Source organism: Oleiharenicola lentus (assembly GCF_051660365.1).
Classification (GTDB): Bacteria; Verrucomicrobiota; Verrucomicrobiia; order Opitutales; family Opitutaceae; genus Lacunisphaera; species Lacunisphaera lenta_A.
In genome coordinates this window covers 1,701,291-1,725,140 of sequence record NZ_JBOZXB010000001.1, presented here as the reverse complement: position 1 = coordinate 1,725,140, position 23,850 = coordinate 1,701,291, and the positions used below count along the sequence as shown (strand labels likewise).

At 60.1% G+C, this 23,850-nt stretch carries 23 protein-coding genes and 1 pseudogene; 13 read left to right on the top strand and 11 right to left on the bottom strand.

Annotation, left to right across the window (positions count from 1 at the left end; translation table 11 throughout):
- Window position 1 precedes the first annotated feature (1 nt).
- Window positions 2-715, top strand: coding sequence for an SDR family oxidoreductase (locus tag ACRRQW_RS06320; RefSeq protein WP_438480422.1), 714 nt, complete (start codon window positions 2-4; stop codon window positions 713-715).
- A 111-nt stretch (window positions 716-826) separates the two neighbouring features.
- Complete coding sequence (locus ACRRQW_RS06315; protein ID WP_438480421.1) at window positions 827-1,705, top strand: HpcH/HpaI aldolase family protein; 879 nt, start codon at window positions 827-829, stop codon at window positions 1,703-1,705.
- A gap of 66 nt (window positions 1,706-1,771) precedes the next feature.
- Here the strand turns inward: ACRRQW_RS06315 and ACRRQW_RS06310 are convergent, their stop codons facing one another.
- Window positions 1,772-3,340: an FAD-dependent oxidoreductase gene (locus ACRRQW_RS06310; protein WP_438480420.1), complete on the bottom strand. Its 1,569-nt coding sequence runs from the start codon at window positions 3,338-3,340 to the stop codon at window positions 1,772-1,774.
- Between the two features lie 261 nt (window positions 3,341-3,601).
- Here ACRRQW_RS06310 and ACRRQW_RS06305 point away from each other — a divergent pair, with 261 nt between their 5' ends.
- On the top strand, window positions 3,602-4,468 hold the full coding sequence (locus ACRRQW_RS06305; RefSeq protein ID WP_438480419.1) for a hypothetical protein: 867 nt from the start codon (window positions 3,602-3,604) through the stop codon (window positions 4,466-4,468).
- A 24-nt stretch (window positions 4,469-4,492) separates the two neighbouring features.
- On the opposite strand, the gene ACRRQW_RS06300 is transcribed toward ACRRQW_RS06305, so the two are convergent.
- Window positions 4,493-5,362, bottom strand: a complete 870-nt coding sequence (locus ACRRQW_RS06300; protein ID WP_438480418.1) for an NAD(P)-dependent oxidoreductase — start codon at window positions 5,360-5,362, stop codon at window positions 4,493-4,495.
- A gap of 126 nt (window positions 5,363-5,488) precedes the next feature.
- Window positions 5,489-5,575, bottom strand: a pseudogene (locus ACRRQW_RS06295) (Hsp70 family protein); the annotation flags it as partial.
- Window positions 5,576-5,679: 104 nt separating this feature from the next.
- Here ACRRQW_RS06295 and ACRRQW_RS06290 point away from each other — a divergent pair.
- Both ACRRQW_RS06290 and ACRRQW_RS06285 read left to right on the top strand, forming a co-directional pair.
- On the top strand, window positions 5,680-6,612 hold the full coding sequence (locus ACRRQW_RS06290; protein WP_438480417.1) for an AEC family transporter: 933 nt from the start codon (window positions 5,680-5,682) through the stop codon (window positions 6,610-6,612).
- Window positions 6,613-6,803: 191 nt separating this feature from the next.
- Window positions 6,804-7,037 (top strand): alpha-L-fucosidase, encoded by a 234-nt coding sequence (locus tag ACRRQW_RS06285; protein WP_438482343.1) that lies wholly within the window; start codon window positions 6,804-6,806, stop codon window positions 7,035-7,037.
- Window positions 7,038-7,147: 110 nt separating this feature from the next.
- Here ACRRQW_RS06285 and ACRRQW_RS06280 read toward each other — a convergent pair whose 3' ends face one another.
- Window positions 7,148-8,731 (bottom strand): LysM peptidoglycan-binding domain-containing protein, encoded by a 1,584-nt coding sequence (locus ACRRQW_RS06280; RefSeq protein ID WP_438480416.1) that lies wholly within the window; start codon window positions 8,729-8,731, stop codon window positions 7,148-7,150.
- Between the two features lie 118 nt (window positions 8,732-8,849).
- Window positions 8,850-10,331, bottom strand: a complete 1,482-nt coding sequence (glpK, locus tag ACRRQW_RS06275) for a glycerol kinase GlpK (RefSeq protein WP_438480415.1) — start codon at window positions 10,329-10,331, stop codon at window positions 8,850-8,852.
- A gap of 178 nt (window positions 10,332-10,509) precedes the next feature.
- On the opposite strand from glpK, the gene ACRRQW_RS06270 reads away from it, so the two are divergent.
- A complete protein-coding gene (locus ACRRQW_RS06270) occupies window positions 10,510-12,006 on the top strand; it encodes an ATPase domain-containing protein (protein WP_438480414.1) in 1,497 nt (498 codons plus the stop codon).
- Window positions 12,006-13,211, top strand: coding sequence for a sensor histidine kinase (locus tag ACRRQW_RS06265; RefSeq protein WP_438480413.1), 1,206 nt, complete (start codon window positions 12,006-12,008; stop codon window positions 13,209-13,211). The genes ACRRQW_RS06270 and ACRRQW_RS06265 overlap by 1 nt, the downstream gene beginning before the upstream one ends.
- A 300-nt stretch (window positions 13,212-13,511) precedes the next feature.
- Here the strand turns inward: ACRRQW_RS06265 and ACRRQW_RS06260 are convergent, their stop codons facing one another.
- The gene (locus ACRRQW_RS06260) at window positions 13,512-14,195 is read right to left on the bottom strand and encodes a trimeric intracellular cation channel family protein (protein WP_438480412.1); all 684 of its coding nucleotides are present in this window, start codon (window positions 14,193-14,195) and stop codon (window positions 13,512-13,514) included.
- Between the two features lie 34 nt (window positions 14,196-14,229).
- Entirely contained in the window at window positions 14,230-14,616 is a 387-nt protein-coding gene (locus tag ACRRQW_RS06255; protein WP_438480411.1) for a hypothetical protein, read from the bottom strand.
- 218 nt (window positions 14,617-14,834) lie between these two features.
- Here ACRRQW_RS06255 and ACRRQW_RS06250 point away from each other — a divergent pair, with 218 nt between their 5' ends.
- Window positions 14,835-15,749 carry a DUF2167 domain-containing protein gene (locus tag ACRRQW_RS06250; protein WP_438480410.1) on the top strand — a complete coding sequence of 305 codons (915 nt, stop codon included), beginning with the start codon at window positions 14,835-14,837 and terminating at the stop codon, window positions 15,747-15,749.
- Window positions 15,750-15,795: 46 nt separating this feature from the next.
- Window positions 15,796-16,932, top strand: coding sequence for a hypothetical protein (locus ACRRQW_RS06245; RefSeq protein WP_438480409.1), 1,137 nt, complete (start codon window positions 15,796-15,798; stop codon window positions 16,930-16,932).
- A gap of 69 nt (window positions 16,933-17,001) precedes the next feature.
- Here ACRRQW_RS06245 and ACRRQW_RS06240 read toward each other — a convergent pair whose 3' ends face one another.
- Complete coding sequence (locus tag ACRRQW_RS06240) at window positions 17,002-17,868, bottom strand: EamA family transporter (protein ID WP_438480408.1); 867 nt, start codon at window positions 17,866-17,868, stop codon at window positions 17,002-17,004.
- Window positions 17,869-18,094: 226 nt separating this feature from the next.
- Between ACRRQW_RS06240 and ACRRQW_RS06235 the strand changes: the two genes are divergently transcribed.
- From ACRRQW_RS06235 to ACRRQW_RS06225, 3 genes are all read left to right on the top strand, one after another.
- The gene (locus ACRRQW_RS06235; protein ID WP_438480407.1) at window positions 18,095-19,429 is read left to right on the top strand and encodes an MATE family efflux transporter; all 1,335 of its coding nucleotides are present in this window, start codon (window positions 18,095-18,097) and stop codon (window positions 19,427-19,429) included.
- Window positions 19,430-19,500: 71 nt separating this feature from the next.
- Window positions 19,501-20,808, top strand: a complete 1,308-nt coding sequence (locus tag ACRRQW_RS06230; RefSeq protein WP_438480406.1) for a M14 family metallopeptidase — start codon at window positions 19,501-19,503, stop codon at window positions 20,806-20,808.
- Window positions 20,809-20,887: 79 nt separating this feature from the next.
- The gene (locus ACRRQW_RS06225) at window positions 20,888-21,232 is read left to right on the top strand and encodes a hypothetical protein (RefSeq protein ID WP_438480405.1); all 345 of its coding nucleotides are present in this window, start codon (window positions 20,888-20,890) and stop codon (window positions 21,230-21,232) included.
- 11 nt (window positions 21,233-21,243) lie between these two features.
- Here ACRRQW_RS06225 and ACRRQW_RS06220 read toward each other — a convergent pair whose 3' ends face one another.
- The 3 genes from ACRRQW_RS06220 to ACRRQW_RS06210 are packed head-to-tail and all read right to left on the bottom strand — an operon-like array spanning window position 21,244 to window position 23,220.
- Window positions 21,244-21,438 (bottom strand): hypothetical protein, encoded by a 195-nt coding sequence (locus ACRRQW_RS06220; protein WP_438480404.1) that lies wholly within the window; start codon window positions 21,436-21,438, stop codon window positions 21,244-21,246.
- A gap of 15 nt (window positions 21,439-21,453) precedes the next feature.
- On the bottom strand, window positions 21,454-21,726 hold the full coding sequence (locus tag ACRRQW_RS06215) for a hypothetical protein (protein ID WP_438480403.1): 273 nt from the start codon (window positions 21,724-21,726) through the stop codon (window positions 21,454-21,456).
- 60 nt (window positions 21,727-21,786) lie between these two features.
- On the bottom strand, window positions 21,787-23,220 hold the full coding sequence (locus ACRRQW_RS06210) for a PLP-dependent transferase (protein WP_438480402.1): 1,434 nt from the start codon (window positions 23,218-23,220) through the stop codon (window positions 21,787-21,789).
- A 203-nt stretch (window positions 23,221-23,423) separates the two neighbouring features.
- On the opposite strand from ACRRQW_RS06210, the gene ACRRQW_RS06205 reads away from it, so the two are divergent.
- Window positions 23,424-23,849, top strand: coding sequence for a DUF1761 domain-containing protein (locus tag ACRRQW_RS06205; protein WP_438480401.1), 426 nt, complete (start codon window positions 23,424-23,426; stop codon window positions 23,847-23,849).
- Window position 23,850 lies beyond the last annotated feature (1 nt).

The following is a 23,850-nucleotide window of genomic DNA, read 5'->3' as shown; positions in this document are numbered from 1 at the left end:
GGTGAGCTCCACGATTCTGATCACGGGCGCGAATCGAGGCCTCGGCCTCGAGCTGGCGATTCAGTTCGCCGTCCGTGGCTGGACGGTATTCGCAGGCTGTCGTGAACCCGCCGCCGCGGCTGAGCTTCTTTCATTGGCGGTGGCGAATGCTGCCGTGAAAGTGCTCGAACTGGATGTGACACGCGACGATCAAGTCGTCGCGTGTCTCGCGCGAGTCCGTGAACACACCCCGTCGCTCGATGTGCTCGTGAACAATGCCGGCATTAATCCGGAACCGCGCACCCACACCGTTATAGAAATCGATGTCGCCAGCGTGGTGCGCACGCTCGACGTCAACACCGTCGGGCCGTTGCGAGTCCTCCAGGCGGCGTTTCCTCTGCTGAAGCAGGGCCGTAATCCGCGCGTGATTAATATTTCTTCCGGGGCGGGATCCTTGACGCGGAATAGTGCGCGCAGTCCGGCGCCGGCGTATTGCATCTCGAAAGCCGCGTTGAACCAATTTACGCGCCGCGCCGCGCTCGATCTTGCGCCGCATGGTATCACCGTGGTCGCGATTACTCCCGGTTGGGTGCGCACCACGATGGGCGGGCCGGGAGCTGATTTGCCGGTGAGCGAAGCCGTCGCTTCGTTGGCTCGAACGATTGAAAATCTCCAGCCTGCGCACACGGGCGAGTGGGTTGATCGTCACGGACAACCTTCCGCATATGCGTGGTGAATTTGAAGTGGTTTCGCGCAAAACGATTTACCGTCAGGTGGCTCCCTGGAGGAACCAGTGCGCAGGGGTTGTTGCGACGCGAGACCCCGAGTTTTCTAACCAAACTAATTTATGAACCCCATTACCGGTGGACCACGCTCCAACCAATTGCTCGCGCACATGCGGGCAAATCAGATCGAGAATCTCTATGTGCTGGGCAATCACGCCACGCCGCGGCATGTCGATTTTATCTGCCGCTCGGGCTTGTTCGAATCGCTCTGGTTCGACTTGGAGCATTTCGATATTTCCACGCGTGACCTCGCCGTCCTCAACATGGTGGCGCGCGCGTTCCCCATCACGACGCTAGCCCGCTTCAAGGCTACCGATTACCAAGCGGTGATGCGCGTATTGGAAACGGGAGTGGGTGGAATCATGTGCTCGATGGTGAACAGCGCGGCGGAGGCGCGGCAGATTGTTGAGTGGGCAAAATTCAACAACCCATCTCCTGAGCGCGGGGAAGTAACTGGCTTGCGCGGGTGGAATGGCGGCGGCATCGACGGCGCTTACGGCACGATGAACGCACAAGCTTACGTGCGGCATCAGAACAATGAGGTCGCAATCATCTGCCAGATCGAGACCGAGGAAGCGGTTGCTGAACTCGATCAGATTGTGGCCGTGCCCGGCGTTGACGGTATTTTCTTCGGGCCTGGCGACTATGCGCACCGCATCGGGAAGCTCGGGCAGCTCGGCGCGCCCGAGGTGATTGAGGCGATGACCTTGCTTGCAGCCTCTTGCGGGCGACACGGAAAATTTTGGGGCACGCTCGGGCCTTCTCCGGAACTCTATCAAAAAGTCCGCTCGCTCGGTGCGCAGTTGATCTGCCCTGGTGGCGACGTGCGCATCATGCTGAACGGTCTGCGCGAATTGGCCAAAGTCTTCCAGGCGCCAGCGGCCACGGCTCCGCATGCACACCACAGTAGTGACAAGGTTGCTGTTACACTGGGCGAGTAAACCCACGCAGCTCGGTTACATGAATCGAACGGTTAATTTAAAAAATTAACCGAGACTAAAAATGCGTTAAACAATTTCGTTGGGGCGGGCATTTTCACCACTGACGGTGAGCACTTGTCCCGCCTCGCGTAGTTTTTCGCGGAGGAGTGCGTAGGGCAGGTCTTGCACGGGGCAATTTTTGCGAATGACCAGTGATGCGGCAATGGCGGCCGATTGGCCGAGCACCATAAAAACGGGCTCCATGCGAATCGAGCCGTAGGCAATGTGAGTCGCGGACACACAGACAGGCACGATGAGGTTGCTGCATTCGCCCCGACGCGGAATGAGCGAGCGCCACGAAATTTGATACGGAGGAAAACCGGCGGCTTGGACGTCACCTTCGTTCCGCAAAATTCCGTCGATGAGCACGCGACGGCAGTTGTGTGAATCCATGCCGTAGGCCCCGAGACCGACAGGATCGTCCGCCACTGTGGTGCAGCGGCAGTTATGCTCGGTGGTCACATAGTCGCTGACCATGCGACGGGCTTCGCGGATATAGAGTTGGTGCGGCCAGCCGCCAGTTTCGACAAACTCGTCTTTGGGCAAACCCCACTGCGCGTAAGCCGTGCGGATGGCCTCTGGCACTGCTGCATCGTTGGCCAGAAACCATTGTAAGCCCTTTTGGTAGGTGACGTGGGCTTGGAAAATCGTTTCGCGTTCGGCGTAACTTGCTTCCGGCCACGCGTGGTTCTGCCCGATGAAATCCGTGGAGACCGCACCGTGGTTGTTCGTATCGGTCTTGCGATTCGGGATCGGGTCGAACTTTGCAAACACTTCGTTCCAGCCGCCGCGCAGGTAGCGCGCGAGCAGTTCATACTGCGTGCGATCGTAGGCTGCGGGTTTTTCGAACGGCATGCGATTGGCCGGATCGTTGGTGAGGCACATCCGGAAATTGTAAGCCTGGATGCGGCGGTCGCCGTCGCCTTGCGCGTAATGGCTGCCGGCTTCGATGCCGGGCAACAGGCCGCTGGCGGGAATCCCTTCGATTCGATAAGGATCCACGGGAAAATCGAACTGGTGTTTCGCATGCACCTGCATGCCGTTAGTCTGTTCGCCATATTGTGAGTTGGCTTCGCGGCCGACCGTGTAACGCACGCCGGCGCGCGCGAGCAAGTCACCTTCGTAGGTGGCGTCGATGAACAATTTGGCCGACACCACCAAGCCGCTTTCGAGCGTGATGCTTTCGATGCGTCCTTCGGACATTTGCACGCTGGCGAGATACTCGCGGCGAAATATCGGCGTGCCGCTTTCCGCGAGCCACTCATTGAAAATTTTCTCCGCGACGCTGGGCTCGAAACACCACTGGGCATCGACCCCGTAATGCTGGCCGACGCGCCGATAGAATTCGTGGCCGAGTCCACCGATGGTGGCCTTATTGCCGAAGTCCGTCCAACCGAGTCCACCTGCAGTCAAGCCACCGAGGTGATTGCTGTTTTCGATCAAGACGACACGCAGGCCATCGCGTGTGCCTTGTAACGCGGCCGTGACCCCGCTCGAGGTGCCGCCATAGACGCAGAGATCGACCTTCATCGCTTGTCCGGCGCGAAAGGGTTTCGAGGGAGCGTAGTAATGAAGCGCGGCGGGGAAGGAAGTCATGGGAGCAGTTTACCCTGAAGGTCTAGGCCGTGAGTTGTAAGCAACGCGCACTGGTTTTCTTTGGGAACCTCTGGCTTCGTGAGTCGTTGGTTAGTTCGAAGCGGGATACTTGAAAATCGCTCGGTGCGTTGCGGTGTGGGTTCTTCGGGAGACCAGCGCGTGCTCATTGTAGTTCGATAACGGTTTTATTCTAAAATCCAATTGCTCGATCGGATTATCTGTTACTCCCAACCCTCCTTACTGGAAAAACGCCCTACTAAATTGAAAAAGCTCTTACTGAATTCTGTCTTCGTGCTGCTCGCTGTCGGTTCCTTGCATGCAAGTGTGGTCGTGGAAGATTTTTTATACCCCTCAAATGCTTCTGCCACCGCGTTGGCGGGAAATGCGAATGGTGGCAGCGGTTGGGCCGGGGGCTGGGCGGGGAACGCCAACGTGTTGTATAACAGCACGACCAATCTCCAGTATAGCGGATATGCCGTCACGCAAGCCGAGGGATCAGGAAGCTTGTATTCGCAGACTGCAAATTTTCGTTCCATCTACAGAAGCTTGGACGTGGCTGCTGCAGGTGAGGTGTGGTTTTCCTTCGGCTTCCGTTATGGTGGAACGGGCGCCGGGGGACTGATTTTTAATGATACCGGTGCGAGCTCGGCTACGAGTGGATGGAGTGTGCTCGTTAACACCACGGGTGGTCTCAACGTCACCTTGGGCGGAGTTTCCACTAATATCGCGACCCTCTCAACGGCGGTCGATTATCTCGTGTTGGGGCGCATGATCACAGGAGACGAGGGGGCCTTTGACCTCTGGTTGAGTCCGAATCTGGGTGGCATCACGAGTCTGGATGGTTTTCTGACTGACGTTGCTCCGACATTTTCGGTCTCGAGTATCGATAATCCGCTTGCTGTTTCATCGTTAGGAGTGGCCGCCTACCGCGGAACCGGCGGCAGCAGTGTTTTCCGGTTCGATGCGCTGCGATTGAGCGATGGCAATGGCAACGCGGGCGCGGCTTTCCATGAAGTGTCGGCGGTCATTCCGGAGGCCAACACGATCCCGCTCGTGCTGGGAGCGTTTGTATCGGCGGTCTTTTTCCGACGTTACGCCAAATCCCGCGCAAAGGCGGTCATTAGCTGAGAGCTTTTAAACCAGCTGGCTGGCTCAACCTTGGTAAAGGCGTAGCAAAATCTGCGTGCCTTGGTCGTCCCAGCCGCGGCGGGAGACTTCGTCGTAGAGTTTTTTGGCCTGAGTGAGCCCGGGCAACTCCAGTTTCATCTCTGCGGCAGAATCGAGCGCGATGCGCATGTCTTTGAGGAAATGTTTTACGTAAAAGCCGGGCGCGAAATCGCCTTTGAGCGCGCGCGGTGCGAGGTTGTTGAGCGACCAGCTCGCGGCCGCGCCGCCGCCGATGCTGCCGATGACGCGCTCGGGATCGAGGCCGGCTTTTTTGGCGTAAGTCAGCGCTTCGCACCACGACATCATGATCGAGGCGATGGAGATCTGATTGGCCATCTTGCAATGTTGACCCGCGCCCGGCCCGCCGTGCAGCGCGATGTTTTTTCCCATCAGTTCGAACAGCGGTTTGGTTTTTTCGAAGGCGGTCGAATTGCCACCGACCATGATGACGAGTCGTGCTTCTTTTGCGCCGACGTCGCCGCCGGATACCGGCGCGTCGAGCGCGGATAAACTTTTGGCGGTAGCGGCTTCGGCGATGCGCACCGCGAGCTTCGGGCTAGAGGTGGTCATATCGATGAGCACCGCGCCGCGCTTGGCGTGGGTGATGACGCCGTTGTCACCAAAATAAGTTTCTTCCACGTCATGCGGCATGCCCACGATGGTGAAAATGAAATCAGCTGCCTTCGCCGCCGCGCCGGCGGTATCGTGCCAATGCGCGCCCGCGTCGATCAGTGGCTGCGCTTTTGACTGGGTGCGGTTATAGACGTGCAGCGTGTGGCCGGCTTTGAGCAAGTGGCCCGCCATGCTGCGTCCCATGACGCCGGTGCCGATGAACGCGATCGAGTGCGAAGACATGCCGCAAACGCAACACGCCCCGCGGCGCGAAGCGAAGTAAAATCCGATCCGACTTCGCCGCGTGTAGAAACCCGTTTGTCATATAATATATGACAAACGGGTTGGGCCGCTGCGGAGGTTTTTTCACGTGAGGCGACGTTGGGCGTCGTTAGAATAAGCGGGGACCGTGATGACGGCCTGCGCGGTTTTTTCGCCGAGGTAGGCTTCGGCGTTGGTTTCCGTGAGAAATTCGCGGTGTGCGTGCGGCTTGCTGGGCCGGCGATCGCGGTGGAAAGCAGGCTAGACGGAACGCGCGGCGACACGCAGTGTGTCGCGACATGCACATCTTCGACATCCTCGCGCCAGTGTTTCTGCTGATCGCGCTCGGAGCGTGGTTGCAGCGGACGAGTTTCGTTTCGGAAAATTTTCTCAAGGAAGCGAATCGCGTGACTTACTGGCTCGGCCTGCCCGCGTTGTTGTTTTCGCAACTGGCCAACTCGTTCCAGGGCGCGAGCGGGGCGGGGTTGATGTTGACGGTGATGCTGAGTGCGACGTGCGCGGCGATCGTGGTGGCCTATCTGGTCGCGTGGTTGTTGCGGTTGCCGGGCGCGGCATTGGGCACGTTTGTGCAGGGTGGATTTCGCGGCAACCTGGCGTTTGTCGGTCTGCCGATTATTTATTCACTGCCTGATGAACCGCTCGCGTGGGGGGTGTCGGCGCGCACGGCGGCGGTGCTCACGGTCGCACCGATGATGGTTTTCTACAATACAGCAGGAGTGATCGTGCTGTTGTTGAGCCAGCATGCGCTGAGTTGGCGCATGATTTTGCCGCTATTAAAAAAACTTGCGACGACACCGCCGTTGATCGCGACGGCGGCAGGCATGGCGTTTGCGATTTTCGGCTGGAAACTACCCCACGCACTCGACCAAACCTTTACGGCGCTCGGAGAAATGGCGTTGCCGCTTGGGTTGCTCGGCGTGGGCGGATCGCTGGTCACGGCAAAATTTCACGGCGCGTGGCATGCGCCGTTGAGTTCTGCGTTGATCAAGACGGCGGTGTCGCCGCTGCTCGGTTGGATAGTCGGTCGCGCGTTAGGGCTGGGCGCACTCGAGTTGAAAATGGTGATGATCTTGATGGCGTGTCCGACGGCGATCGTCTCTTACGCTATCGCGATGGAAATGAAAGGCGACGAAACCATCGCGTCCGGCGCCATCGTGCTAAGCGTGCTGACTTCAATCCTGTCGCTCGTGGTGATCCTCGCGGTGTTTTAGGCGTTAGGGCGCACGCTTGCGGTGGCTTTGGGTATGATGCGGAAGGCTAAGGTTGGGGCTTTGGTCGGGGCCGTCTGGATGCTTCCGTGGGAAGCCCGGGCCAGTGCGGCAGCGGGTCGAAATCAGTCTCCGCATCGGCGTCACCCTCTATGGACGCTCAACTCACCGAACTCCTCACGGGTTAAGGCCCGATTGCGGGCGTTTGGTTCGACGGTCTTTGGGATCGCCCGCAGGCCGATTGGCGCTTGGAAAAAACCTACGCCCTCATCCATCGGCTGCAACCGGCCGCGCTGATCGGAAACAATCACCATCTAAAACCGAAGCCGGGCGAGGGTTTCCAGATGTTCGAGAAAGATCTCCCCGGTAAGAACGCGCGCGGGTTTTCGAGCGAGTCGGAAATGGGCCAGTTACCGCTGGAAACCTGATGGTGGTGCAGGCGTAAGGGCGCAGACTGGCTGCGTCTTCGAACGCGCTGCTTCGCGCCACCACCTCCCGCCCCAAACGTGATGCCGCCGGGATTACCGGGGCATGGGGATTACGGGATGCGGAGCTCAGAGCCGACGCGAAGGGAAGTTCCCGTCGCAAGTTGGGCGCGGTTGGCTTGGTAGATTTCCGGCCAGCGTTTGCTGTCGCCGTAATATTTCTGAGCGATCTTCGAAAGCGAATCCCCAGCGATGACGAGGTGGGTGCGCGGCGCGGCGGCGTTTGCCACCGGCGTGGTGGGTTCGGGTGAAACTGCGCTGGTTTCAGGCGTCACGACGACGGTGCTGCCGGCGGGCGCGGGGGCGAGGCGGGCTTTGAGTTCGTAATTCTCCTTGGCGAGCATGCCGTGCGCGCCTTGCACCTGTTTTAAAAGCGCGCGGGTCGCGGCGAGGTCGGTGGTTTCTTTTTCGGTGGCACGGCGCAATGAGGCGAGTTCGTCTTTCAAGCGGTTAACTTCGGCTTGCGCAGCGGTCGCGCGGGAATCGGTCTCAGCGAGACGTATTACGACATCGTTGCGCTCGTTGGTCACTGCGGAGGTGGACTTGCTCGCCGCGGCGGCTTTTTCGTCGGTCTGACGCTGGAGAAATGCGTAGCCGCGCAGCGCGGTGGCGAGCTTGTCCTCGGTTTCGGCCAATTTCTTTTTCAACGCTTCCGTCTCGCCGGATTCCGCGCTCGACGTGGTAGCAACCGCAGCGGACGCGGCCGAGGCGGGTTGCGCCGCTTTGGCTTCGGCGAGTTGCGCTTCGAGTTCGCGCACGCGACCGGCTAAATCGGGATACCTGGCCCGGCCGCCGCTCTCAGAAGTGGAGCGGGCTTTTTCGAGTTCGGTGGAAAGTTCGACGATGCGGGCTTGGGCGGCGTTGAGATCTTCTTTGCTTTGGCGACTGATGCCGGTGGCGGTTTGAATCGCCGTTTCAGCGCGTTGAGTGGAGGCGACGAGTTGCTCTTCCAGCCGGCTGATGCGTGCGGACTGATCGGCGCCTCCGTTGACGGGCGCAGCGACTTGGGCGGAACGGAGCGCGGCTTCCAGTTGGGATTTCTGGTCGTTGACTTTGTTGAGCGTGGTTTCGACTTGCTGGGCAAAGTTGCGCGCGGAGACGAGTTCGGCGGCGGACGTTTGCGCGGTTTTTTCGTGCGACGCGACGAGCTTGGTGAGGCGTTCGCGTTCGTCGCGCAGTGAAGAAAGTTCTCCGGCGAGTTCAGTTAGTTTGGTGGACAACGCATCGCGTTCTGCGCGCAGGCGGGTGGAAGCGTCGTCGGTTGAAACCGGGGCGAGGGCCGGCGCGGTGTTCTGGGCGGTGGCGGGCACGGTGAGGCCGAGCGTGTTGCGGCGCTCGGCGAGGCGCTGTTGCGCCGTTTGTAGCGTCGCCGCGTCGAGCGAGGCCAAGACCCCATCAAGGGCGCGCCCACGCGCGCCGTTTTCCTGGGCGAGCGAGAGCCAGACAAAGGCTTCGATCGGATCGGCGGGCAGGTCGTCGCCGCGCGTGTAGGCGAGGCCGAGATTGTATTGCGCGATGCCGTTGCCTTTTTCGGCTTTGGCGCGGAGCGAGGCGAGTTCGCTGCTGGTTTGCGCGTGGGCTCCGGCAGCGAGCGCAGAGACGAGGAGCAAGGCGGAGGAAAGGCGACGAAGATTCATGCGGCGGAGAGTTGACGGGAGTTTGCGAAAGGCCCGCGACGGCGCAAGCCCGCCGAAGTCATCGCGGGCCGGCGGCACTTGACACCTATTAAGTGTCAAGTGGCGGCGCGCGCAGCGCTCATGATTTCACTCGCGCGACCGCGCGGTGCCAGCCGGCGAGGAGATTTTTCATTTGGGGCGCGGGCGCTTCGGCGCGGAAGGTGCGATCCACGGCCCAAAGCCGGGCGATCTCGGCGCGGTCTTTCCAAAAACCCACCGCGAGGCCGGCGAGATAGGCGGCGCCGAGGGCGGTTGTTTCGGTGGTGCGTGGGCGGACGACGGGGACGCGAAGGAGGTCGGACTGGAATTGCATGAGCGCGTTGTTCACGACGGCACCGCCGTCGACGCGGAGTTCACGCAACGCGTGGCCACAGTCGGCTTCCATCGCGCGGAGCAGGTCGGCGCTTTGATAGGCGATGCTTTCGAGCGCAGCGCGGGCGAGCTGGGCAGCGGTGCTGCCACGCGTGAGGCCGACGATGGCGCCGCGGGCGTCGGCGTCCCAATGCGGTGCGCCGAGCCCGGCGAATGCGGGCACGAGATATACGCCGCCGTTGTCGAGCGCGCGCGCGGCGAGCTTTTCGATGTCAGCGGATTTTTTGATGAGCCCGAGTCCGTCGCGAAGCCATTGCACAACCGCGCCGCCGATAAAGACGCCGCCTTCGAGCGCGTATTCGAGTTTTCCGTTCATGCGCCACGCGATGGTAGTGAGCAACTGGTGTTTCGACACGACGGGTTTCGCGCCGGTGTGCATGAGCAGGAAGCAGCCGGTGCCGTAAGTGTTTTTTGCCATGCCGGAACGGAAACACGCCTGCCCGAACAGCGCGGCTTGTTGGTCGCCCGCGATGCCGCTGATCGGCACGCCGCGCAGCGCGGGAATCGCGGTGACTTCGCCAAACACGCCGCTGCTGTCGCGCACCTCGGGCAGCACCTCGCGTGGGATGCGAAGGATTTTTAGCAGGTCGTCGTCCCACGCGCCGGTGTGAATATTTAAAAGCAAGGTCCGCGAGGCGTTCGACGCGTCGGTGGCGTGCACGCGTCCGTCCGTCAGTTGCCAGAGCAGCCAGGTATCGACGGTGCCGAAAGCGAGTTCGCCGCGAGCGGCCCGGCGGCGAGCGCCAGGAATCGTGTCGAGCAGCCACGCGAGTTTTGTGCCGGAGAAATACGGGTCGAAGAGCAGGCCGGTTTTCGCGCGGAAGAGCGGTTCGTGGCCGGCGCGCTTTAATTTCGCGCAGAGCGCGGCGGTGCGTCGATCTTGCCAGACGATGGCGCGGTGCAGCGGTTCACCGGTGCGACGATCCCACAGGAGCGTGGTTTCGCGCTGGTTGGTCAGGCCGATCGCCGCGACGTGGCGGGCGGTGATTTTGGCGCGAGCGAGGGTTTGCGTGGTGGTGCGGCGAATGGTTGCCCAGAGATCGCGCGGGTCATGTTCCACCCAACCGGGTTGCGGGAAATGTTGCGTGAATTCCTGCTGGGCGCTCGCGCGGGCGCGTCCGCGATGGTCGAATAAAATAGCGCGCGACGACGTGGTGCCTTGATCGAGCGCGAGAACGTAACGGGGCATGCGCGGAATTAATCGCGAGGCCGCCGCTGAAACAAGCGCGGAGCGTCCATGCCCGCGATCTCGATCCTGCGATAGCGTGTGGGGACGCTCGAATTCCGAGGGGACAATAGGGATATCTCCGATTAGCGTGGCGTTGCCATCAAGGAAGACTCCCCGCTCGCTGGCATCCCTTAATTCCATGCACACCTCTCCAAACCCGATTAACCGCAAAAAATCGAGCACTGGCATTGATGGTCTCGATGAAATTCTCCAAGGCGGTTTGCCCTCCAACCGCTTTTATCTGCTTCGGGGTCAACCCGGTGTCGGCAAAACCACGCTGGCCCTGCAATTTCTGCTCGCGGGTGAGGCGATTGGCGAAAAAGGGTTTTACATCACGCTCTCGGAAACGCGCGACGAGATCATGGCAGTCGCTGAATCGCATGACTGGGACTTGGGCGAGCTGGCGATCTTCGAGCTTTCCGCCTTGGAGCAACACTTGGCGCAGGAGAGTCAGAACACGATATTTCATCCTTCCGAGTTGGAGCTGAACAAAACCACCGAAGCGCTGCTCGCAGAAATCAACCGGGTGAAGCCGGCGCGGCTCGTGCTCGATTCGCTTTCCGAACTGCGCCTGTTATCCGACACGCCGTTTCGCTACCGCCGGCAAATGCTGGCGCTGAAACAGTATTTCGCCGGCAAGCAAATCACCGTGCTGCTTCTCGACGACCATGCCGGAATCGGCGGCGGCGATCTGCATGTGGAAAGCATTGCGCACGGCGTGGTGACGCTGGAGCAAATCGAGTCTGACTACGGTGCAGAACGGCGGCGCATTAAAATCAACAAGCTGCGTGGCGTGAACTTTGTCGGCGGTTATCACGACAGCATCATCCTGCAGGGCGGCTTGCAGGTTTTCCCGCGGTTGATCGCGGCGGATCATCGCCGGGATTTCGATCCGGAGCCGCTCTTGAGTGGTGTGCCGGGGCTCGACCAGTTGATCGGCGGAGGCTTGGATCGCGGCACAAGCACGTTGCTGCTCGGGCCCGCCGGCAGCGGGAAGTCGAGTATCACGATGCAGTTCGCGGTCGCGGCCGCGAAGCGCGGCGAGAAGGTTTATATCTATCTCTTTGAAGAAAATCTGCGCACGCTCCTGATGCGCACGAAGTCCATCAATCTGCCGGTGCAGGAGTATATCGACTCAGGCAAAATCGTGTTGAAGCAAATCGATCCGGCGGAACGCACGCCGGGCGAATTCGTGCACATGGTGCAGCAAAGCGTCCAAAAAGATAACGCCCGCGTAATCGTGATCGATAGTTTGAATGGCTATCTGCAAGCGATGCCTGACGCGAAATTCCTCACGATCCAGTTGCACGAGTTGCTGTCGTTTCTGAATCATCACGGCGTCATCACGCTTTTGACGGTGGCGCAACACGGGCTGCTCGGAAATATGAGTTCGCCGGTCGACCTGACTTATCTCGCCGACTCGGTGATTTTGCTGCGCTACTTCGAGCAAGGGGGTGCGATTCGCAAAGCGATTTCCGTGATCAAGAAACGCACCGGGCGCCACGAATCCACGATTCGCGAATATCTCCTGGAAGAAAAAGGGCTGCGTGTCGGCGTGCCGTTGGAGGAATTCCATGGCGTGCTCACCGGCGTGCCCACCTTCAAAGGAAAATCGGGCCAAATCCTGACTGATTAATGACGAGTTCACCGCCAGTGTCGGAAGATCGCATCTTGATCGTCGCCCCGCTCGGGGCCGATGCAGGCAATTTGGTGGCGATCCTCGGCGAGGCGAAACTAAACGCGGCGGCTTGTCCGGATCTCTCAGCGTTAGCCGTGGAAATCGAACGCGGCTGCAGCGTGATTCTTTTAACGGAGGAAGCTTTCAATCGCTCGCGCTATGAAACGCTTTCAAGCGCGTTGAACGCGCAACCGCCGTGGTCGGAAATTCCGATCGTGATGATTGTGACGGGTGGCCAGCTCGCGCACGCGAGTGGCGAGGCGATTCGTTTAATGGGCCCGCGCAGCAATCTTACTTTAGTGGAAAGACCGCTGCGTCGCGCGACGTTGCTTTCGACGATCCAAGTGGCGGCGCGTGCTCGCAGCCGCCAATACCAGATTCGCGACTTGTTGCGCGAACGCGATGAACTCCTCGCTTCGTTGGAGCAGCGCGTGGAAGAGCGCACCGCCAAGCTCAACGAACTCAACAGCGAGCTCGAAGCGTTTTCTTACAGTGTCTCGCACGATTTGCGCGCGCCACTGCGGGCGATTGCCATGTATGCGAAAATTCTCGTCCAAGAATTTAGCACTGTGTTGCCCGAAGAGGGCAACGGTTACGTCGCGCGTATCGCGAAGAACGCGCTAAAAATGGACAACTTGATGCAGGACGTTCTGCACCTCTCGCGCATCACCCGGGGCGAGATGACGATGAACTCGATCGATCTCGACGAATTGATGGCCGATGTGCTGGTCCAGTATCCGGACTTGGAGTCCGCCCGCTCTCAAATTGAGATCCGCCAGCCGCTGGGCCGCGTGCTGGGTAACGTGGCTTCACTCACGCAGTGCCTTTCCAATCTTCTGCAAAATGCGCTTAAATTTGTGCCGGCGGAACGTGCGCCTCGCGTGCAGGTTTACAGCGAAACAAATGGCGGGCGCGTGCGTCTTTTCGTGCAAGACAACGGCCCGGGGATCGATCCGGCTCAGCATGCGCGCATCTTCGGCATGTTCGAACGCTTGAGCGGTTCCGAAATTCCCGGCACGGGCGTCGGGCTCGCCATTGTCAAAAAAGCCATTACGCGGATGGGTGGCACGGTGGGCGTGGAATCCGAGTTGGGCCAGGGCGCATGCTTCTGGATCGAGTTGAGCGCTGCGCCTGCGGAAGAGCCGGCCGTTTCTTTAAGTTAAATAAATCACGGACAGCTTCCTTGCTTTCACGTGCTTGCTTACAAGCCGGCGAGAAAATTAGCGCGCGCCACGGACGAGAAAGTGAGGGCGAGCAAAACGACGAGGGCAAAACCAACGGAAAAAATCCGGTTCAATAGGAGTGGGTTGATGAAATTCATGATGCACTCACTATAACTTGCGCGACGCGTTCGCGGTATCAGGCAGCGTTCGCAGAGTTCGTTCCGGCGAATGGCAGCCGGCCACACTCAGATATTTCCCGAAAGGAGCTGCCGGTTTCGTCCGCGGCCAAGAAATTTTCTGCTAAGGATTTTTGGTCGGCGGCGGCGGTGGAGTGTCGTCGTTTTCGAAAATGCTTCCCGAGGAAACGGACGCCGTGCGCCAATTCAGGAGGATCGTCAGGATGCGAAACACAAACGTGACCGTGATCGCAATGGCGGCGGAATTATTGGCGCTCAGTTCAAGCGTCGCGCTGCAGAATACAAACGTGACCGCGCCGCCCAGCGCGACGAGCAGGTAAAATTGGCCCGGTTTGAAGACGAGCGGTTCTTCGCGGCAGAGCAGATCGCGCAGGATGCCGCCACCGACTGCGTTGACGACACCGACGAGCACGGCGGCGGGCGGCGTGAGCCCCACGAGAAGGGATTTTTGCACGCCAAACGCCGCGTAGGCGCCGAGCCCGAGCGCGTCGATCACCGCAATGAGTCGCGCAAAGTGATGAATGCGCAAACCGAACAACACGCCTGCGACAACGGCCCCGAGAATCACAAAAATATAATTCGGATTAGTGAGCAGCGGCGTCGGGCCTTGCGAAAGAAAAAGTCCGTCGCGAATCAAACCGCCGCCGATGCCGGAGACGAGCGCGAGCGCGATCACGCCGACGATATCGTAATTACGTTTGATCGCCGCCAGCGCGCCGGACAGTGCGAAGGCAAACGTCGCGCCAAGGTCGAAGGCGACGGGCAGATCAAAACTTCCGTGAATCATGGGCGTGATGAGGTGGGCGCGGATGCGAACGGGTTTACGATTTTGGCGGAGTGACAGGAGTGGGCTTGGTTTTGGTCGACGGCCCAAAGGTCACGTCCTCGTGCGCGGCGGCCATGTCTTTGAGCGCGGCATCCATCGCGGCTTTGTCTTCAGCACTGTCTTTGACGATGGGCTGACCGGAGGAGAAATCGATGGTCTTCTTCTCGTTGTCACCACCGAGCGCGACCGGAGCAGGCGAGGCGGGCACGGGCGCAAGAGTCGATGTAGCAGGAATCGGCGCGTTCGAAACGGGCGAGGCGACCACAGGCGCGCCCGCTTCGGCGCGGTTCTTCGCTTTGCGGTCGGCGACATACCACAGCACGAACGCCATCGTGCCGACCAGCAACACGACCAGCACAATGATTTCCTTGGAAAGACGCATGACCCGACTGTGTGCGCGCCGGGCGAGCTGCTTCAAACTTTATTCCCAGACTGCGCTGCGCGGCCCAATCCGTTTGTCATATAATATATGACAAACGGATTGGGCCCGCGAGAGCTGAACTGAGGCATGCGCGACGCGGGCCGCCATGCCGCTTGACCCGGCGTGACGCATCGCGAATAAACCGACGTCGGGCCCGCCTTCTCATTTCAACTTATTCCATGCACACACTTCGTTTGGTTTTTGTTCAACTCGCACTGGTCTCGGCGGTTTTTGCGGCCGACCCAAAACCTGAAACGACCGAAGCTCCGCCCAAGACGCGCCAGGAAGCGTTTACGCGCGCGGGCGTGAAACTCACGTCGGGCCCGGCCACGGTCGCGCTCGGCTCAAAAGCGGAAATCAAATTGCCGGAAGGCTACGCGTTTGTCGGGCCGGATTCGCTCGACCGTTTTTATGAGCTCACGCGCAATTCCCGCAGCGGGAATGAAGTCGGCGTATTGCTGGCGCCGAATGACTGGATGCTTTTCTTCGACTACGATGACGTCGGATACGTGAAAGACGACGAGAAGGACAAGCTCGACGCGGAGAAGTTGATGAAGTCCATGACCGAAGGCCAGGAGGCCGCGAACTCCGCGCGCAAGGAACGCGGTTGGGACGAAATGAAATTAAACGGCTGGGCCACGCAGCCGCATTACGACACGAAGACGAATCACTTGAAATGGGCGATCACGCTCTCGTCGTCGCAGGACAACTACAAAGAGCCGTGGATTAACGAAAATATCCGTCTCCTCGGCCGCGGCGGCGTGATGAATGTCACGCTCGTGAGCGACACTTCGGGTTTCAAAACGGCCGAGTTGGAAGCCGATACGTTGCTCGCGCAAAACTTCAGCTATGTGCAGGGTGAGAAATACGCGGAGTTTAAACAGGGCGACAAGGTTGCTGCTTACGGTTTGGCGGCGCTCGTGCTCGGTGGTGGCGCGGCGGCGGCGGCGAAGTTAGGACTGCTCGCGAAATTCGGCATTTTCTTCGGTAAATTCTGGAAGTTTATCGTCGGTGGGCTCGTTGCACTGTGGATGGGCATCAAGAAAATCATGAACAAAGTCACGGGCTCGCGTCCGCAGGATCCTGCGCCTTGATGCGCCGGACGCTGCCGATGCCGCGCGAATCGTCGCCTCGCTGCCGATGAGCGAACTGATCGGAGTGTTGCTGGTTTTCTGGGCGCTGTGGGCGGCGGACGGGGTGCGGTTTGCCGCGAACGGGTTGTTCAACCTCTTCGGGTTGGGCCGGCGCGCGGGTGTGCATGAGATGACGTGGCACTTGCCGCATGGGTGGCCGGCGGGCTGGCGGGCGACTTGCCCGGACATTCCATTTTCGATTTCACCGGCGGGCATCGCCAATCGTGCGGTGGGCGTCGCCGGTCGCGAAGGAAGCAGCGTGCCCGTGGCCCGGGCGTGGCGCTGGGAGGAAATCAAGGAAACCCGCGTGGAGAAAGGCTGGGTGCTCGTGAACGGCGGAAGTTTTTACCGCGACACCGGACACATCACCGCCGGCGGTTTGTTGTCGCTGGCGCAGATGGAACCGGTGGCGCGCACGCGTCGCATCGAAGCGTGGGTCGGGCGCTGTGTGCGGCCCGCGCATTTGCGGCGTCGGCAGCGCGTGTTGCAAGCGCGCACGGGAACGCTCGCGATGTTGAACACGTTATTTTTCCTGCTGGCGGTGGCGCTTACGATTTATCTTGCGAGTGATTTTTCCGCGGAGCTGCCGAAAAGGTGGTCGGACTTTATCGGGCGCACGCTACCGTTGTATGCGGGTTATTTGCTGCTGCTGCATGTCGCCGCGGTCGGGTTCGCGGTGCGCGCGATGAAGCGACTGAAAGCCGCGCGACCGGACAATCGCGGCACGGCGTTGTTCAGCGCGGCCATGCTGCCGCCCCAGGCGATGCGGTTGCGCGCGGTGGTCGGCGAGGCGTGGTTTCCGCTGCAACATCCGCTGGCTTACGCGCTGGCTTTTGCGCGGGAGAAAGAGCGCGAGGCGATCGTATTTCAGACGCTCGCGGACCTGCGCTGGCCGTTGGGCGGAGAAAAAGATTCGCCGCTCGCGCGGGAAGTGACGGCGTGGTTTCATGCGCGTCTGGCGCAGCACGTCGCGGTGGCGTTGCAAATCGCGCACGTGGACGAGCAAAAATTATTCGCACTGCCTAGGGCAGATAGTGAGGAGAGCGTGAGCTATTGCCCGCGATGCCGCAGCCAGTTCGTGGCGGGACGCACCCAATGCTCTTCGGATGGAGTGAAACTGGTGCCGCTCAAGGAAGTGGAGTGAGGGAGGGCCCGATCTCAGAGCGGGTTTCAGGGATTCGCGCATACCACGAGCAATGACACGTATTACGTGTCATCCCAAGGCGAGCGCGATGATGCCGGCGACCATGCCGCTGGCGGCGACGAGGCGACGTTTGGCGTCGGACTCCTTGAGTAACTTGGCGCCGAAGTAAGTGCCGATGAGAATGCTGATTTCTCGCGCGGGGGCGATGTAGCTGACCGGCGTGAATTTCATCGCGGTCAAAATCAGCACATAACTTGTCGGCCCGAGGATCGCCACCGTGGCGGCTTTGCCGCGATTGGTTTTCCAATCGTGGGCGACTTCGGGCAAGCGCCTCAACGCGAGTGGAGTGAGCAGGGTGACCATCACGACTTGCGTGCCGAAGTCGTAGAGCACGGGTGGAATTTCCAAGTGCGACACCGCGCGCTGATCCCACACGGTGTAGCCGGCGATGCAGCACCCGCATGTGAAGCCGTAAATCAAGCCCTGGCGCAAGTGGCTGCGATCGGCGTGTAACAGCGACGTGCCGCCCGTGAGATAAAACACGCTCGCCACAATCGCGAACCCACCCGCCAGCGCGAGGGCCGTGGGCCGTTCACTGAAGATCGCAATGGCCGCGATGGTGGAAAGCAGCGGCCCGGTGCCGCGCGCGAGTGGATAGATCAGTGAGAAATCCCCTGTGCGATAGCCGCGTTGCAACAGGAGCGAGTAAGCGAGTTTAATAATGCCACTGCCAATAATGACGAGCGCGGTGCCGGCGGGCAGCACGGGATGTTTCCAAGTCCAGTAACCGACCACCACCGGAAGGTAGAGGCAGAGCGAAATCAGTCCGCACAGCCACACGAAGGGCAGGCCTCCGCCCGAACGTTTCGCGGCAAAGTTCCATGTCGCGTGGGTGAACGCGGCGATGAGCACGAGGCCAAGGGCGAGGGCGGACATGGCAAATGATTCAATGTCGCCACTGATGTGAGGCGATAGAAATTCAGCCTGTGTCTAAATTCGGCGCGGTATTCACCCGTTCGTTTCACTCGGAATGACACATATTACGTGTCATTCATGAGATCCTATTTCGAAACTTTTCGCGGGGCGACTGTGCTTGTGGGAGCGGGCGGAATCAGGAGCGCGCGGTTGCGTGCGGCACCGAAATCGGGAGGCTGGTTCGACCATGTCATCTCCACGATCTACTTTAAGCGAGCTGCGCGCGACCCTGTCGCTGGCGCTGCCGATTATCGTGGGGCAGGTCAGCCAGATGTTAATCGGCGTGACGGATAACGCGTTTATCGGACGCGTCGGCACGGTGGAGCTTGCGGCGGCGGCGTTCACGCATGGGGCGTTTCACATTCTCTACGTCGTGGGCATCGGCTTGTTGCTCGGCACGGGCGTGTTTGCGGCGCGCGATCATGGCGCGGGCGACGAGGCGAGTTGCGCGGCGTGGTTGCGTCACGGGCGGGCGCTTGCGCTGATCGTGGGTGGGGCGACGTTCGGGCTGATTCTGATTTTGTCGACGCAACTGCATCGTTACGGCCAGCCGCCGGAAGTGATCGCGGTGGTGAAACCGTTTTTGCTGCTCATCGGCGTGTCGTTTATTCCGGCGTTGTTTTTTCAAGTGCAGCGTCAGTTTGCGGAATCGCTCGGGCGGCCGTGGGTGCCGATGGGCATCATGATCGCGGACATCGCGCTCAATGCGTTGCTCAACTGGATTTTTGTGTTCGGTCATCTCGGTGTGCCGCCGATGGGCTTGGTCGGATCGGGCGTCGCGACGCTGATCGCGCGCATCGTTGCAGTCGTGGCACTCGGGTGGTGGCTGAAAACGTCACCGACGTTTGCGGTGGTGCGCGACGCGCCGTGGCGGGGCTGGGAGTGGCGGCGTTTTGTCGAGTTGCTGAAACTCGGCGTGCCGGCGGGCAGCATGTTTTTATTCGAGGGCGGCGCGTTTGCGATGGCCGCGTTGATGATGGGCTGGCTCGGCACGGTGCCGCTGGCGGCGCATCAAGTCGCCCTCGGGTGTGCAGCGCTCACGTTTATGGTGCCGCTCGGAATGTCGATGGCCGTGAGCCTGCGCGTGAGCAAAGCGATCGGCGAGGGCCGGCGCGAAGCGGCGCGGTCGATCGGCTTCGGGGCGTTTTACGCCGGACTCGGCGCGATGATTTTCTTCGCCTGCGTGTTCGCGTTTGCGGGACGTTTTATCACGGGGTTCTTCACGCCGGCGGTGGAAGTGGCTTCGCTGGCGGCGCAGTTGTTATTCGTCGCGGCGATTTTCCAAGTCTTCGATGGAGCGCAAGTGATCAGTGCGGGCGCGTTGCGTGGATTGACGGATGTGCGCGTGCCGACGGTGCTGACATTTATCGCGTATTGGGTCGTGTCGCTGCCGCTGGGCTACGTGCTGGCGTTCAAGACATCGATTGGCGCGCCAGGATTGTGGATCGGACTCGCGACGGGACTCGGCTGCGCGGCGGTGTTGCTCGGCTGGCGTTTTCATCGGCTCACACGGGTTGCGTGAAAGGCGCTTGAGGATGAAATTTCAGGTTGGCGAGACTTGCGCCTTGGAATGGGTTGGCCACGGATAGCGCGGTGAAATTTATTCTGAGTCTCGTGCTTGGTTTGAGTTTAATTTCCACGCTGTCCGCGCAGATGGAACGCACTCCGCCGCCGGCGGGGCGCGGGTTATTTATCGATCTGGTTGCTGGAGTGCGTGACGGGAAGGTGCGGCTGTCGTTTTACCAAAGCACACGTTTCTGGGCGGACCTGACTGGTCCGGCGAAAGACCCGAAACTCGTGCTGCGGATTTATCGCGCGGAAGTGCCGGGTCTGGTGTTCGGCATGGATTACGAGGAGATCATCAACGACCTCACGCCCGCGAAAGCGAAGGTGATCTGGGACGCGCCGTTGCCCGCGATCAACGAGCGTAAATACGAGTTCATTGACGAGGCGGCGGAGATCGGTCGCACGTATGTTTACTGGGTGTCGTCAAACTTAGGCGATGCGCCGACCGGGCCGAAAGTGGCGCGCGTGCGTGATCCGCAGACATTCTGGAATCAGGCGGAGATCGAGCGTCGCATCGATGCGCTGGCGCAAGCGCATCCCAAGCTCGTCACAAAAAAGACGATTGGTGCCACCGTGCGAGGCCGGGCGATCAATGCGTTGTTTATCGGCAATTCTGAAAAACGCATCGCTTTGATCGGTTCGATTCACGCGGGCGAATCCGGGCCGGAACTGATTTTGCCGGCGCTCGAAAAAATCTGCACGGAAAATCCGGACGCGCTCGCGAACGTCGGGATCGTGGCGGTGCCGATCATGAATATCGATGAACGCGAGCGCCTCGCGGAAGGGTATCCGTATTATCTGCGCAAAAATGCCGCGGGCGTGGATTTGAACCGCAACTTCACCGCGTTGTGGGGTGAGGTTTCTTATCTCTACGGGCTCATCAGTTCCGACCCGGAATCGACGACTTATTTTGGTCCGCGGCCCGAATCGGAGCCGGAGGCGCGGGCGATTGCGGCGTTGATGAAGGAAGTGAAGCCGCTGACGGTGTATTCGTATCACTGCGTGGCGATGCTGGCGGGCACGGATCTTGTGCGCTCGGTCGCGAGCGGCGGGGATGCGGATTACACGGCGCGTTGCGAAGCGGTGGCCAAAGTTTATGTCGAAAGTGCGATCGGCACCGGCGCGCAAGCCGGGCCCTATTCGAGACTCGTCTGCACGGGCGGCAGTTTGCCGACACTGATGTGGAAGGATTATGGCGTGCCGGCGTTCGACATGGAAGGGACGGTGTTTGCGCCGTTGGGTGACATGGCCACGCGCGAACAGCTTGCGGAATTTCAAGCCATGCACGCGCGCGGCATCTTTGGGACGCTGCGGTATTTTTCGGATAAAAAATAACGTTTGGCGCCGCTGGCGCGCGCGTCGAGGAACGGGCTGGTTTATTCGCGGTCTGTCTGACAGCTTCTCGCTGTTCCCCATGAAACTTCCGCTGATGTTTGTCGTTGGACTGACCGGCTCGCTGTGCGCGGCGAGTATCGTTTTGCCGAGTTTTGAAAATCAACCGTTGGATGCGCTCCCTTCCCTCAAACTGAAGGAAATGTCCGGCAAGCCGAAGTTGTTTTTTAAACCCGCGCCGCAACCTGAAAACCGCATGCGGTTAGATCCCTCCAAGCTGATCGCGGGGGACACGGCGATGTCCGATAAACTCGTGCATGCGCCGGAGGCTGGCGTGGACTACAAATTGATCATCAAAGCTCCGGACGGCGCGACCGATTACAAATTAATCGTGCGGGAGACCGGCGGAGATAGCGCGGCAAAATAGCGAAGCGAGGATCAGCGCGAGTTCGGATTGCCGAATTTTCGCATCTGCTCGGATTTTTCGGCGCTGCGGGCCGCGTAGTCGGAAGAGCGTTCGGCAATCGCCCGTTCGCTTTCGATTTTCTGACGTTTTTTGCCGGTAGGTTCGTCGAACATCGAAGCGCAACCGGTCAAAAGCAGGACGATGAAGAGCGTCGTGGTTTTTTTCATGGCGAGTGAGTGCGCTTAATCGCGAATGGATTCCTTGCTCTTCAAACGATCTATTTCCGCCTGAAGACGGATGATCTTTTCAGATGCCTGATGGGCAGGCCACGCGCCCGCGGCAACATAGATCAGGAAAAAGCTACAGACCTGCGTGGTGGAAAATTTTAGCGGCGTCGCGTTGATATAAATGAGCGCTCCCAAGATCAGGGAAATTCGGAAGATGACCAGTGCCAGTCGCCAGCGGCTTTCAATTTTTTCCCGGTGCGCACGTTGGCGCTGGGCTTCGAAATCCATGATTAAAAACTCTGCGCTCGCTTTGGGGGTAGTCATGCGGGGTGGCGGGTAGAAAATTGGTTAAGTGAGCGCTTCGCTCAAGGAACGAATGATGTCTTCGGAGGATTCGACGCCGACAGAGAGACGGAGCAAATCTGGCGAGAGGCCGTGGGCGGCGAGTTCGGCACGGCCGGCTTCGGTGGTGACGAGATCGTAGTGCGCGAGATAGATGAACGGCGAGATCAGCGTCGTGCTCATGCCAAAGCTCGGGCCCTTGGGCAGATTCACGCGGTCGTAGAATTTCGCGAGTTCGCCTTTCAGCGTAAACGAAATCATCGCGCCGACCGAGCCGGGCGTGCGCGCGACTTTCAGGTAGTTGTCGCGCGTGGCGGGTTGCAGCGCCCACCAGACTTTGTCGATGGCCGGATGGCTTTGCAGGAACTCGGCGACGCGCAGGGTGTTGGCGTTGATCTTGGAAATGATGCGCGGGGCGCCGCCGATTTGCGCAGCGAGGCGGGCGAGGTCGCGATCATGCACAGGCTCGAGATGCTCCGTGATGAGGCGCGTGAGTTCGGCGGCGTCCGGTTGCGCGGAGTTGACCACGGCGGCGCCGGCGATGACATCGCCTTCGTGCGCGGTGTATTTCGTGAGGCTTTGCGCGACGACGTCGGCGTGCGGCAGAAGATCGACGTTGAAAGGCGAACTGATGGCCGGATCGAGGATGAGCCGCGCACCGTGTTGGCGCGCGAGCGCGGAAAGTGTGAGAATGTCGGGCGTCTGGATGAGGGGATTCGTGGGCGCTTCGACGATGAGGCCGGCGATGCGCGCGCCTTTTTCAGCAAACACTTTTTCGATGGCGGCAAAATCAGTGACGTCACCGAGGCGGATGTAGTCACGCGTCGGATCGGCGGTGAATTTTTTCAGCAGCGCGATGGAGTCGAGGTAGAGCCAGCCGATTTGCAGCCAGATCGTGCGGCCGCGCGGGGCTTGCAGCGCATTGATCGCCCGGAACGACGCGTAGAGCGCGTTCATACCGCTTGGTGCGAGGAGAATGTCGGCCGCGCTCGCAGTCGAATAGGCTTCATGGAGGACGCGCTTGATTTCCGCAGTGGCGTCACCGGCGAATAATTTTTCCTCGGCGATGGCGGGAAGTTCGCCGAGGCGCACGAGTTCTTCCTCGGCGGCGCGCGAAGACAGGAAACCGCCGAGGTGTTGCAGAAATACTTTGCCGCGCGAATTGAGCGCCGGGGTGTCGGTGTGTGCGACGCCGTGGAGTGAGTCGACTTGGAAAGGCGCGGCTTGCGCGGCGGTGTCGGTGTTGAGGTGCGTGGCAAGTTCTGCGGCCATCTTTGCCGAAGTCACGAGCCAGAGCGAGCGGCCCGCGAGTTCCGCTCGGCGACCGAGGAGCGCGCAAAGTTGTTTCGCGTGCGAGTGAACGACGAAGCGCGGATAGCCCGATGTGATGTGCTGCGTGGTTTCGGGGCGGCCTTCCTCGTAACCGATTACGTCGGCCATGGTCGGCAGGCTGCACGCCACGGAATGTGGGCTACCGGGAATTCTTTGACCAAGCGGGATGGGTTGGAAGGCGCACATGCGGAAGTGGGAAGGCCAACTCAGTTTCGGATACTTGGCAAAGCAATCATCGCGCGTGTCATGTGACGGGGTGCGGTTTATGATATGAGGATTGCGACGACGCGGCTTTTGCCCACGTTGCCGGGATGCTTCACGTGCTGCAGCAGCTGAATTATCTGGCGATCTTGGTGACCTCGGTCGCCGGGATTACGCTGGGTTGGATTTGGTATTCGCAGCTGCTGTTTGCGCAGGCGTGGATGGACGAAACGAAGTTCACACCCGAGGCCATCAAAGCGAAGACGGGCAAAGGAATCGGCGGGATGTTTTTTCGCAGCTTTGTGCACATGTTGCTGAGCACGTTTGGGCTTTCGGTTATTTTGCATTGGCAGGGCGTGCAAAACGGCTGGCACGGCGCGGGCTACGGTTTGTTTGTCGGCGTGTTTTTGATCGGTGTGCGCCTCGTGAACGGCGGCATGTGGGAGCAGCGCACGTTCAAGCTGCAATGCATCACGATTGGCCACGAAGTCGCGTTGTTTACCTTGCAGGGCGCGCTGCTGGCGGTTTGGAAATAGC

Excerpts from the sequence above, each read along its gene's own strand:
- ACRRQW_RS06315 (WP_438480421.1), top strand. The coding sequence starts at position 827 with ATGAACCCCATTACCGGTGGACCACGCTCCAACCAATTGCTCGCGCAC.
- ACRRQW_RS06310 (WP_438480420.1), bottom strand. The coding sequence starts at position 3,340 with ATGACTTCCTTCCCCGCCGCGCTTCATTACTACGCTCCCTCGAAACCC.
- ACRRQW_RS06300 (WP_438480418.1), bottom strand. The coding sequence starts at position 5,362 with ATGTCTTCGCACTCGATCGCGTTCATCGGCACCGGCGTCATGGGACGC.
- ACRRQW_RS06290 (WP_438480417.1), top strand. The coding sequence starts at position 5,680 with ATGCACATCTTCGACATCCTCGCGCCAGTGTTTCTGCTGATCGCGCTC.
- ACRRQW_RS06280 (WP_438480416.1), bottom strand. The coding sequence starts at position 8,731 with ATGAATCTTCGTCGCCTTTCCTCCGCCTTGCTCCTCGTCTCTGCGCTC.
- glpK (WP_438480415.1), bottom strand. The coding sequence starts at position 10,331 with ATGCCCCGTTACGTTCTCGCGCTCGATCAAGGCACCACGTCGTCGCGC.
- ACRRQW_RS06270 (WP_438480414.1), top strand. The coding sequence starts at position 10,510 with ATGCACACCTCTCCAAACCCGATTAACCGCAAAAAATCGAGCACTGGC.
- ACRRQW_RS06265 (WP_438480413.1), top strand. The coding sequence starts at position 12,006 with ATGACGAGTTCACCGCCAGTGTCGGAAGATCGCATCTTGATCGTCGCC.
- ACRRQW_RS06260 (WP_438480412.1), bottom strand. The coding sequence starts at position 14,195 with ATGATTCACGGAAGTTTTGATCTGCCCGTCGCCTTCGACCTTGGCGCG.
- ACRRQW_RS06255 (WP_438480411.1), bottom strand. The coding sequence starts at position 14,616 with ATGCGTCTTTCCAAGGAAATCATTGTGCTGGTCGTGTTGCTGGTCGGC.
- ACRRQW_RS06250 (WP_438480410.1), top strand. The coding sequence starts at position 14,835 with ATGCACACACTTCGTTTGGTTTTTGTTCAACTCGCACTGGTCTCGGCG.
- ACRRQW_RS06245 (WP_438480409.1), top strand. The coding sequence starts at position 15,796 with ATGAGCGAACTGATCGGAGTGTTGCTGGTTTTCTGGGCGCTGTGGGCG.
- ACRRQW_RS06240 (WP_438480408.1), bottom strand. The coding sequence starts at position 17,868 with ATGTCCGCCCTCGCCCTTGGCCTCGTGCTCATCGCCGCGTTCACCCAC.
- ACRRQW_RS06235 (WP_438480407.1), top strand. The coding sequence starts at position 18,095 with ATGTCATCTCCACGATCTACTTTAAGCGAGCTGCGCGCGACCCTGTCG.
- ACRRQW_RS06225 (WP_438480405.1), top strand. The coding sequence starts at position 20,888 with ATGAAACTTCCGCTGATGTTTGTCGTTGGACTGACCGGCTCGCTGTGC.
- ACRRQW_RS06220 (WP_438480404.1), bottom strand. The coding sequence starts at position 21,438 with ATGAAAAAAACCACGACGCTCTTCATCGTCCTGCTTTTGACCGGTTGC.
- ACRRQW_RS06215 (WP_438480403.1), bottom strand. The coding sequence starts at position 21,726 with ATGGATTTCGAAGCCCAGCGCCAACGTGCGCACCGGGAAAAAATTGAA.
- ACRRQW_RS06210 (WP_438480402.1), bottom strand. The coding sequence starts at position 23,220 with ATGGCCGACGTAATCGGTTACGAGGAAGGCCGCCCCGAAACCACGCAG.
- ACRRQW_RS06205 (WP_438480401.1), top strand. The coding sequence starts at position 23,424 with ATGCTTCACGTGCTGCAGCAGCTGAATTATCTGGCGATCTTGGTGACC.